Genomic DNA, 10731 nt, shown 5'->3' with positions numbered 1-10731 from the left:
GCAGTTGGTAGAGCGCTTGCATGGCATGCAAGAGGTCTGGGGTTCAATTCCCCATAGCTCCACAGAAGTCGAGAGCCGCCTCCCGTTTCCGGGAGGCGGCTCTTCGCCGTTCTGCCCGTGCCACCGGTCGGAGAGCCCGGAATCCCGCTACCGTCGTGCCATGGCCGATCTGGAGCGAAGGCGGAACGAGGAACTGGCCCGGATACTCCACCAGCTCGGCTGGAGTCCGGAACGGCTCGCCCGCGAGGTGAGCCTCGCCCTGCCGCCGGGCCTCGCCATCAGCTCCACCGCCCCGTACAAGTGGCGCGACCGCGGCATGGTGCCGCGCAGCCCGCACGACCAGGCGGTCTGCGAGGTGCTCAGCCGCACCCTCGGCATCGCCGTCACCTACGAACAGCTCTGGGGCCGGATGGGCGGCCACCGCGGCGCCAAGATCCTCTCGCCCCGGCTGCTCACCGACCCGTGGACCGCCGACACCGCCCAGACCGCACTGCGCGAGGCCGCCACCGACGCCGGCCCGGTCCGCCTCACCGACCTGTTCCGCAGCGCCGACCTCGACCAGGCCGCCGCCCGCCTCGACTCCCCGCCACCGCCCGTCGGCGGCGGGGAGGGCGCGCTGCGCGTCGAACCCGGGCTGGTCGGCGAACTCGGCCTGTCCTACCGCAGCAAGCAGAAGCTCGAACGGGCCTGCGGCGGCGGCCTCGTCCTCGGCCCCGTCCGGGCCGAACTCGCCATGCTGGCCAAGCTGCTGGAACTCGGCGCGTACGACGAACGGCTCGGCCGCGAGCTGTACGGCACGGCCAGCAGACTCGCCCGGCTGGCCGGCTGGGCCGCGTACGACCTCGGCCACGACGCGGCCGCCCAGCGCGCCTTCGTCGCCGCGCTGCGCGCCGCCCACGTCAGCGGCGACCCCCGGCTCGGGGTCGCGGTGCTCGGCGCGCTGGTCGTGCTCGCCACCCAGGGCGCCGGCGGGCGCGGGCTGGACGCCGTCTCCGCACTCGCCGGGGCCCTGGACACCCACGGCGCCGCGCTCAGCCCCACCGCCCGGGCCCGCCAGTACGGCCGGCTCGCCCGCGCGTACGGCCGCCGGGGTGAGGCCGAGCGGGCCGAGACAGCCGCAGCCCGGGCCTTCGCCGAGCTGGACGGCCTGCCCGGCGCCGAGGAGGCCCGGGCCGGCCTCGCCGGGATGGTGGGGGAGGGGCGGCTGGCGCTCGGCCAGCACCGGCTGGCGAAGGTGCTGCTCGCCGAGGCCGTGGCCGGGCTCGGGCCCGGGCGGGCCCGCTCCAAGGCGCTGCTGATGGTGCGCCTCGCCGAGGCCCACCGCAGGCTCGGCGACCAGCGGGAGGCGGCCCGCACCGCGGCGCTGGCGCGCTCGCTCGCGGCGGGGATGCAGTCCGAGCGGCTGGCGAAGGCGCTGCGGGAGTTCGACGCGGCGGGGCGGGTGGCGGCGCGGTGAGCGGCGTCCCCGGGCGGTACTCCCGGGAGCGCGCCGACCCGCTTGCGGTACCCTGAGCCCATGCGAACCGTGCGCCTGCTCCTTAGCCGGCCGCGCTGACCAGGACCGGCTGCGCCCTCGGGCGGTGCCGGAGTCGGCGTGGCGTCCCCTCCTGCGAGGGGATTTTTTGTTTTCCGCCCCCGACCCCGTCCCGGGCCGGGTCCACGGGCCGGGCGCCTGCGCGGTTCGCCAACTGACATCGATGGAGCTTGAAGGACCATGAGCGAGACGACCCCTGCGTCCGGCGCGGCCGAGACCGCGACCGAGCCGTTCCGGTACAGCGCCGCGCTGGCGGCCGAGATCGAGTCCCGCTGGCAGGACATCTGGGAGAAGGAGGGCACCTTCCACGCCCCCAACCCCACCGGTGCGCTGGCCGACCCGGCGGCCGGCGACGTCGCCGCGAAGCCGCACAGCTTCATCATGGACATGTTCCCGTACCCCTCGGGCGCGGGCCTGCACGTCGGCCACCCGCTGGGCTACATCGCCACCGACGTCTTCGCCCGCTACCAGCGGATGACCGGCCACAACGTGCTGCACACGCTGGGCTACGACGCCTTCGGCCTGCCCGCCGAGCAGTACGCGGTGCAGACCGGCACCCACCCGCGGGTCTCCACCGAGGCCAACATCGCCAACATGCGCCAGCAGCTGCGCCGGCTGGGCCTGGGCCACGACCCGCGCCGCTCGATCTCCACGATCGACCCGGACTACTACCGCTGGACCCAGTGGATCTTCCTGCAGATCTTCAACTCCTGGTACGACGGGGACGCCCGCAAGGCCCGCCCGATCGCCGAGCTGGTCGCCGAGTTCGAGTCCGGCGCGCGTGAGGTCCCGGGCGGGCGCGCCTGGTCCGGGCTGTCCGTCGCCGAGCGCGACGAGGTCCTGGGCGAGTACCGCCTGGCCTACGCCAAGGAGGTGCCGGTCAACTGGTGCCCGGGCCTGGGCACCGTGCTGGCCAACGAGGAGGTCACCGCGGACGGCCGCTCCGAGCGCGGCAACTTCCCGGTGTTCAAGTCCAACCTGCGCCAGTGGATGATGCGCATCACCGCGTACTCGGACCGGCTGATCGAGGACCTGGACCTGCTGGACTGGCCCGAGGCCATCAAGCTGCAGCAGCGCAACTGGATCGGGCGCTCCGAGGGCGCCCGGGTCGACTTCGCGGCTCCCGGTGACGAGAAGATCACCGTCTTCACCACCCGCCCCGACACCCTGTTCGGCGCCACCTACATGGTGCTGGCCCCCGAGCACGGACTGGTCGACTCGATCGTCCCCGCCGCCTGGCCCGAGGGCGTGCCCGCCGAGTGGACCGGCGGTGCCGCCACCCCCGCCGAGGCCGTCGCCGCCTACCGCGCCGCGGCCGCCGCCAAGTCGGACGTCGAGCGGCAGGTCGAGGCCAAGGTCAAGACCGGCGTCTTCACCGGCGCCCACGCCGTCAACCCGGTCAGCGGCGAGTCCGTCCCGGTGTTCATCGCCGACTACGTGCTGATGGGCTACGGCACCGGCGCCATCATGGCCGTCCCCGCCCACGACCACCGCGACTTCGCCTTCGCCCGCGCCTTCGCGCTGCCGATGCGCTGCGTCGTCGAGCCCACCGACGGGCGCGGCGTCGACCCGGCCGAGTGGGACGACGCGTTCGACACCTACGACTCCGTCATCGTCAACTCCGCCCGCTCCGAAGGCGACCTGTCGCTGAACGGGCTGAGCGTCGTCGACGCCAAGGCCGCCGTCACCGCCTGGCTGACCGAGCGTGGAATCGGCGAGGGCACCGTCAACTACCGCCTGCGCGACTGGCTGTTCAGCCGCCAGCGGTACTGGGGCGAGCCCTTCCCGATCGTCTACGACGAGGACGGCGTCATGCACGCGCTGCCCGAGTCGATGCTGCCGGTCGAGGTCCCCGAGGTCGACGACTACTCGCCGCGCACCTACGACGCGTACGACGCCGGCTCCTCGCCGGAGACCCCGCTGTCGCGCAACGAGGCCTGGGTCAACGTCGAACTGGACCTGGGCGACGGCGTCAAGAAGTACCGCCGTGAGACCAACACCATGCCCAACTGGGCCGGCTCCTGCTGGTACGAGCTGCGCTACGTCGACCCGGCGAACTCCGCGGCGGTCGTCGACCCGGCCAACGAGCAGTACTGGCTGGGCCCGACGGAGAACAAGCCGGCCGGCGGCGCCGACCTGTACGTCGGCGGCGCCGAGCACGCCGTGCTGCACCTGCTGTACGCGCGCTTCTGGCACAAGGTGCTGCACGACCTGGGCCACGTCTCGTCCGTCGAGCCGTTCCACAAGCTGTTCAACCAGGGCATGATCACCGCCGACGTCTACCGCGACGAGCGCGGCTTCCCGGTGCCCGCCGCCGAGGTCGAGGAGCGCGACGGCCAGTACTTCTGGCAGGGCGAGCCGGTCAAGCGCGAGGCCGGGAAGATGGGCAAGTCCCTGAAGAACGCCGTCGCGCCGGACGACATCGCCGACGAGTACGGCGCCGACACGCTGCGCCTGTACGAGATGTCGATGGGCCCGCTGGACGTCTCCCGCCCATGGGACACTCGCGCCGTCGTCGGCTCGTACCGCTTCCTGCAGCGCCTGTGGCGCAACGTCGTCTCGGAGACCACCGGCGAGCTGGTCGTCACCGAGGAGGAGCCGGACGAGGCGACGCTGCGCGCCCTGCACAAGGCGATCGACGGCATCCGCGGCGACATGGCCGGGCTGCGCTTCAACACGGCCGTCGCCAAGGCCATCGAGCTGAACAACTACCTGGTCAAGCGCGGCTCCACGCCGCGGACGGTGGCCGAGCAGCTGGTGCTGATGGTCGCGCCGCTGGCCCCGCACATCGCCGAGGAGCTGTGGCGCCGGCTGGGCCACGGCGAGTCGCTGGCGCACACCGACTACCCGGTCGCCGACCCGGCGTACGTGGTGGACGAGACGGTGACCTGCGTGGTCCAGATCAAGGGCAAGGTCAAGGCGCGGCTGGAGGTCGCGCCGGGCATCTCGGACGCCGAGCTGGAGGCGCTGGCGCTGGCGGAGCCGGTGGTCGTCGCGGCGATCGGCGGGGCCGAGGTGCGGAAGGTGATCGCGCGGGCGCCGAAGCTGGTGAACATCGTCACCGGTTGAGTGCGGCCGCTGCTGCGGGAGTGATCGGGCGGGCGTCCTTCGGGGCGCCCGCCCGGCGTTTGCGGGGGTGGCGGCGAGGGTGGGGGCGCGGCAGGGAGGACGCGGCAGGGAGGATGAGGGTGCGGCGGCGAGGGCGAGGCCGGGGGTACGTGCGGGTGGGGGTTCGAGGGACCTCGGGGAGATCCCGGATCTGACCCTGATCTCCGCCTGCCGGGGCTGCTCGGGCTGCCCTCGGACGGACTCCGGCGGCTACGGTGGAACCCACGGCGATGCGGCCCGCGTTGGGCCCGGTGGCGGCCGGAACGACGGCGGAAGGTGGCGCGCGATGGACGTGTTCGGCGTGATGATCGGATTGGTCCTGCTCTTCGGGGTCGCGGTGATGGTCCTGGCCGTGGTCGGAACGGTCAAGGCCGCCAAGGCCGTCGGCAAGAAGATCGAGAAGCACGAGGCCAACGCCCGTCGCGCGGTGGAGACCGCCACCCTCAAGGCGAAGACGTACACCAAGATCGGCCCGCCCGCGCAGATCGCCTCCGTCCGGCTGGGCCTGCGGACCTCGCTCGACGGCACCCGGCAGGTGCTGGAGGGCGGCCTCGCCCAGGACGGCCAGCTCGGCGAGTCGCTCGCCCTGCTCCGCCGGCTCGACGCGCACGCCGCCGAGCTCGATGGCGAACTGCGGATGCTGGAGCGCGAACCGGACACCGCGCGGATCGCCGCCAAGCTGCCGGAACTGCGCGAGCGGGCGGAGCGGATCACGCACTCGGCGGAGACCATGCGCTGGGCGGCGCAGGACCGGATGCACCGGTTCGCGGACGACGAGCTGAGCCGGCTGAGCCAGGAGTGCGAGAGCGAGGCGGGGGCGCTGCGGCACTGGGACGCTGCGGGGGGTGCTTCCGCGGGTTCCTCGGGTTCGTCGGGTTCCGCGGGTTCGTCGGGGGGCTCCTCGGGCGGGGCGACGGGGCCTGGGGGCTCTTCGGCCGGGGGTGCTTCGGGTGCTGCCGGTTCGGCGGGGGCGGCCGGGGGTGCGGCTCGGGCCGGGCTGACCGACGGGAAGGGGCGTCCGAGCGCGGAGGAACTGCTCGGGCTGGCCGATCCGCTGGCCAAGCTGGCGCAGCGGCTGCGCAAGCCCTCGGCCGGGCCTTCGGCGGGGCCCTCGGCCGGCTGACCCGGTAGGCGCGGCGCGAGGCCTTCGGCCGGTGCCCGGGCCGGGCGCTGTCCTCCCGGACCGACGGGGAGTAACCTCCGGCTCATGCCCTCCGACCTCGCACTTGTCACCGATTCCACGGCCTATCTGCCGCAGGAGACCCTCGACCGTTACGGGATCACGATGGTCCCGCTGAGCGTCGCGGTCGGTGACTCGGTCCTGAGCGAGGGCGTCGAGATCTCCCCGAAGGACGTGGCCGAGGCGCTGCGCGGCAAGCAGCGGGTGACCACCTCCCGGCCGAACCCGGAAACCTTCGCCGCCACCTACCGGGCGGCCGCCGGGGCCGGGGCGAAGGGGATCGTCTCGGTGCACATCTCCGGCGAACTGTCCGGCACCGTCGAGGCCGCCCGGCTGGCCGCCGCCGAGGCGCCCGTACCGGTGCGGGTGGTGGACAGCCGGATGGTCGGGATGGCGCTCGGGTACGGGGTGCTGGCGGCGGCCGAGGCGATCGCGGCCGGGCAGGGCCTGGCGGAGGCGGCCGAGGCGGCCGGCCGGCGGGCGGCCGGGACCAGCGGGTTCTTCTACGTCGACACCCTGGAACACCTGCGCCGGGGCGGCCGGATCGGGGCGGCGCGGGCCCTGCTCGGCTCGGCACTCGCGGTCAAGCCGCTGCTGCACCTGGACGGGGGGCGGATCGAGCCGCTGGAGAAGGTGCGGACGGCGTCGAGGGCGATCGCGCGGCTGGAGGAGATCGCGGTCGAGTGCTCGGGGGAGCAGGAAGTCGACATCACGGTGCACCACTTGGCCGCCGAGGACCGGGCCGAACCGCTCGCGGAGCGGCTGCGGGCACGGGTGCCGGGGCTGCGGGAGCTGTACGTGGGCGAGGTGGGGGCGGTGATCGGCGCGCACGTCGGGCCGGGGCTGCTCGCGGTGGTGGTCGCGCCGCGCTGAGGGCGGGGTGGCCGCTTGGCGGGCGGGGATCGGTTGCTCGGTCAACTTCGGGCGGTCCTGCTCGTTCTTGTGAGTGATGCTCTTTATCCACAACCCCCGGGTTATCCACAGGGTTTCGTTAACTTCCGCGCGTCTGCCGCAAGGCTCCTACCGTCCTCGGCATGACGACCATGGGCCTGGGCGCGGCGAAGCGCGATGCGATCAACGAGACGGTGCGGCTGCGGATGGCCGCGCTGCTGCCGGCGGATGACGATGCGTCGGGCGGCGCGGGCGGGGGTTCCCCGGGGGCGGTGTCGCCGTCGACGGGGGAGCGGGCGGCGTCTGCCACCGGGCCGCCGTCGCCGGCCGCGATGCCGTTGTCGGCCGCGATGCCGGCGCCGGCGAATGCGGGTGGTGCGACGGACCCGGGCGAAGCCGGGGATCCATCGGAGGTCGGGGTGCGCCCGCGGTTCTCCTCGTTCCCCACGTTGGCCTCGGCGCTGGCGCTCGACCGGCGCGCGGTGGCCGGGCTGGTCATCCTGCTGCTGTTCGCGGTCGGCTACGCCGTCCAGCACTTCTGGCTGGCCCGGCCGGAGACGGTCGCCGTGCCGGCACTGGCGGCGGTCGCGGCACCGTCGGGAGCCGAGCCGCCCGTCCCCGCCGACACCTCTGTCGCTGCTGTGTCCGGAGTCGGAGCCGGTGGTGGTGTCGGAGTCGGTGGTGGTGCCGGATCGGCCGTCGTGGTGGACATCGGCGGGCGGGTCCACCTTCCCGGCCTGTACACCCTGCCCGGCGGCTCCCGGGTGGCCGACGCCCTGCGGGCGGCGGGCGGTCCGCTGCCGGAGACGGACACCAGGAACCTCAACCTGGCCCGCGTCCTGACGGACGGTGAACAGATCCTGGTCGGCGAACAGGCGCCCGTCCCCGTCCCGGCCCCCGCCCCGGCCGGCGGAGGCGGGAGCGGGAGCGGGCCTCCGGGCCCCGCCGCGCCCCGACCACCCGTCAGCCTCAACCGCGCCACTCTCGAACAGCTCGACACCCTCCCCGGCGTCGGCCCCACCCTCGCCCAACGCATCCTCGCCTACCGCACCTCACACGGCTCCTTCCGCTCCCTCGACCAGCTCCGGCAGGTCAGTGGCATCGGGGCCCGTACGTATGCCGAACTCCGTCCGCTGCTCACCCTCTGACGCCTGCTCCGCCCTTGCCCTTGCCCGTTTCCCACACGCTCGCGCCCCCGGTCTGCGAAGGGAGGTACCGCCATGTCCGTCGCCACCACGCCGGCCGCTCCGGCCTCGGCGTCCCGCTCTCCGGGTGCCGACTTCCGGCTGCTGCTGCCCGCCGTCTCGGCCTGGGCGGTCACGGCGGCGCTCCTGCGGCTGGAGCCGGGGTACGAGGCCCTCGCCCTCACCGCGGCGGGCCTCGCCGTGCTCATTGCCGTCCTGCTGCTCGCCCGGCGGGGGGTCCTGCGCCGGCGCGGGTCCGCGGCGACGCTGGCCGCCGTCCTGCTCACCGGCGCGGCAGCCGCGATCGCCACCCCGCTGCACACCGCCGACCTCCACCGGGGGCCGCTGCCGGAGCTCGCCCGTGCGGCCATGGCCGCTGAACCGCGAGCGCCGGGCGCGCCGTCCCCGGTGGTGGAGGTGGAGCTGACCGTCGCGGCGGACCCGAAGATCCATACCTCCCGAGGCGGCACCGTCGGCGGGCGGACTCTCCTCACGGTGGACGCGGTGGCCGACCGCGTCTCCCTGCTCCCGGACGGGCGGACCACCCGCACACGTACGCCGGTGACCGTCATGGCCCGAGGGGCGGAGAGCGAACCCTGGCAGCGGCTGCTCCCGTCCCAGCGACTGGCCGTGGAGGCCGAGGTGCGCCCGGCGGGGGAGGGCCATGACACCGAGTCCGCCGCGCTGCTGGTCGTCCACGGGCCGCCCCGGCAGCTGGCGCCGCCGAGCCTGCCGCAGCGGATCGCCGGCCGGCTGCGCGCAGGCCTCCGCTCGGCCACCGACGGACTTCCGGCGGACGCGCGCGGGCTGCTCCCGGGGCTGGTCGTCGGCGACACCTCGCGCCTGCCCGACGACCTCGACGACGCCTTCCGGGCCACCGACCTGGTCCACCTGGTGGCGGTCAGCGGGGCCAACCTGGCGATCGTCCTCGGCGCGCTGCTGGGCGCGCCCGGGCAGGCCGGCACCCCGGAGCGGCGCGGGCTGGCCGCGGTGCTGGGTCTGTCGCTGCGCACCGGTGCACTGCTCGGCACCGCGCTGACGCTGGCCTTCGTCACCGTCTGCCGGCCCGAGCCCAGCGTGCTGCGGGCGGCCGGGACGGGGCTGATCGGCATGCTGGCCCTGGCCACCGGCCGTCCCCGCCGAGCGGTGCCCGCGCTCGCCGGAGCGGTCCTGGTGCTGGTCCTGCTGGACCCGTTCCTGGCACGCTCGTTCGGCTTCCTGCTCTCGGTGCTCGCCACTGCCGGGCTGCTCGTCCTCGGGCCGCACTGGGCCGAGGCCCTGCGGGCCCGGCGATGGCCACGCCACCTGGCGGGCCCGCTCGCGGCGACGGCGGCCGCCCAGGCGCTGTGCGCTCCGGTGACGGTGGTGCTGTCCGGGCACATCAGCCTGGTCGGCATCCCGTGCAACCTGCTGGCCGAGCCGGCGGTGGCCCCGGCAACACTGCTCGGCTTCGGGGTGCTCGTCCTGCACCCGTTCCTCCCGGCCGTGGCCCACCTGCTCGCGGCGCCGGCCGCGGTGCCGGTCGGCTGGCTCGCCCTGGTGGCGCGACGCGGGGCCGAAGTCCCGGGCGGCCAACTGGTCTGGCCAGGCGGGTGGTTCGGGACGGCGACGGTCGCGCTGGCCGTCTTGGCGGCCTGCTGGGCGGCGCCGCTCCTCCTGCCCCGACGGGCGGAGCCGGGCAGGCCGATGCCGGCGCCCACCCGGCGGCGCTGGACGCGGGCCCTGGTGACGGTGGCGCTGACGGTGGTCCTGCTGGCCGTGCTGCTGCGCCCGCCGCATCTCACCCGAATCGCCACCGGCTGGCCACCGCCGGGGTGGCGACTGGTGATGTGTGACGTCGGGCAGGGAGACATGTTGGCCCTCGCAACGGGGGCGCCGGACAGCGCGGTGGTGATCGATGCCGGGCCGGATCCGAAAGCCGCGGACAGATGTCTGCGCGACCTCGGCATCACGACGGTTCCCTTACTGCTGCTGACGCACTTCCACGCCGACCACGTCGAGGGCGTGCCAGGCGTGTTGCGCGGCCGCAGGGTCGGCGCGATCGAGGGCACCACGCTGGACGACCCACCGGAAGAGGCAGCCCGGGTGACGGGCTGGGCCGCAGGTGCCGGCCTCTCGTTGCTGAGAGCCGGTCGGGGTGAACGGCGCTCGGCCGGCACGGAGTTGGCCTGGGACGTGGTGTGGCCCGTCCCCGGTGCGGCTGTCGAGGCACCGGGCCCGAACAACGCAAGCGTCGCATTGATGGTGTCACTGACAGGAGGACTACGGATGGCACTGCTCGGAGACCTCGAACCCCAGGCCCAGTCGGCCTTGTCGGGCCGGGTGGGGAAGGCCGACGTCGTGAAGGTGGCACATCACGGATCGGCCCACCAGGACTGGGGCTTGGCCGACACCCTGAGGCCCCGGTTGGCCCTGATCTCCTGCGGAGAGGGCAATCCGTACGGCCATCCGTCCCCGAGGACGGTCGACCACCTGCGCGCACTCGGCGCCACCGTGCTGCGCACCGACCGGGAGGGCGACATCGCGGTGACGGGTGACTCCCCGGCCACCCTCGGCGTGGCCGTCCACCCCCAGCCCTCCCACGCGGCCCGCCACCCGCGCGGCCACGGCGGGAGCGGCGGGAACCGCGGGGCCGAAGGGCAGGGCTCCGCAGCCCACGCCCACCCCGAGCAGACCCCGGCCTCCCCCCGAGCCCCGCCCGTGTGACCCCCGCGCACTCCTCCTCCCACCAACCACGTGGGGCAGGGAAAGGGGTAGGGGGTTGTGGGAGGAGTGGAGAGGCGCGGGAGCAGGCCCAGAAGAAACGTTCCGGCGCGCTCCGGGCAAGCCCGGAG

6 protein-coding genes are annotated in these 10731 nt (G+C 74.5%); all 6 read left to right on the top strand.

The genetic code is table 11. From position 1 onward, the window contains the following. Positions 1-160: 160 nt before the first annotated feature. Positions 161-1456 (top strand): hypothetical protein, encoded by a 1296-nt coding sequence (locus ACFU7Y_RS30535; RefSeq protein ID WP_380770340.1) that lies wholly within the window; start codon positions 161-163, stop codon positions 1454-1456. A gap of 258 nt (positions 1457-1714) precedes the next feature. Beyond that, positions 1715-4603, top strand: a complete 2889-nt coding sequence (gene leuS, locus ACFU7Y_RS30530) for a leucine--tRNA ligase (protein ID WP_224282321.1) — start codon at positions 1715-1717, stop codon at positions 4601-4603. Positions 4604-4928: 325 nt separating this feature from the next. Beyond that, a complete protein-coding gene (locus ACFU7Y_RS30525) occupies positions 4929-5765 on the top strand; it encodes a hypothetical protein (RefSeq protein WP_380770339.1) in 837 nt (278 codons plus the stop codon). 84 nt (positions 5766-5849) lie between these two features. After that, positions 5850-6695 (top strand): DegV family protein, encoded by an 846-nt coding sequence (locus ACFU7Y_RS30520; RefSeq protein ID WP_224282323.1) that lies wholly within the window; start codon positions 5850-5852, stop codon positions 6693-6695. Between the two features lie 161 nt (positions 6696-6856). Next, a complete protein-coding gene (locus ACFU7Y_RS30515; RefSeq protein ID WP_224282324.1) occupies positions 6857-7861 on the top strand; it encodes a helix-hairpin-helix domain-containing protein in 1005 nt (334 codons plus the stop codon). A gap of 72 nt (positions 7862-7933) precedes the next feature. Next, positions 7934-10603: a ComEC/Rec2 family competence protein gene (locus ACFU7Y_RS30510; protein ID WP_224282325.1), complete on the top strand. Its 2670-nt coding sequence runs from the start codon at positions 7934-7936 to the stop codon at positions 10601-10603. Positions 10604-10731: the final 128 nt, after the last annotated feature.

The organism is Kitasatospora sp. NPDC057542, assembly GCF_042801945.1.
GTDB lineage: Bacteria > Actinomycetota > Actinomycetes > Streptomycetales > Streptomycetaceae > Kitasatospora.
Note: the sequence above shows the minus strand (reverse complement) of the source record. Positions and strands in the feature narration are given on the sequence as shown.

Coding starts and splice junctions, on each gene's coding strand:
- ACFU7Y_RS30535 (WP_380770340.1), top strand. CDS start 161: ATGGCCGATCTGGAGCGAAGGCGGAACGAGGAACTGGCCCGGATACTC.
- leuS (WP_224282321.1), top strand. CDS start 1,715: ATGAGCGAGACGACCCCTGCGTCCGGCGCGGCCGAGACCGCGACCGAG.
- ACFU7Y_RS30525 (WP_380770339.1), top strand. CDS start 4,929: ATGGACGTGTTCGGCGTGATGATCGGATTGGTCCTGCTCTTCGGGGTC.
- ACFU7Y_RS30520 (WP_224282323.1), top strand. CDS start 5,850: ATGCCCTCCGACCTCGCACTTGTCACCGATTCCACGGCCTATCTGCCG.
- ACFU7Y_RS30515 (WP_224282324.1), top strand. CDS start 6,857: ATGACGACCATGGGCCTGGGCGCGGCGAAGCGCGATGCGATCAACGAG.
- ACFU7Y_RS30510 (WP_224282325.1), top strand. CDS start 7,934: ATGTCCGTCGCCACCACGCCGGCCGCTCCGGCCTCGGCGTCCCGCTCT.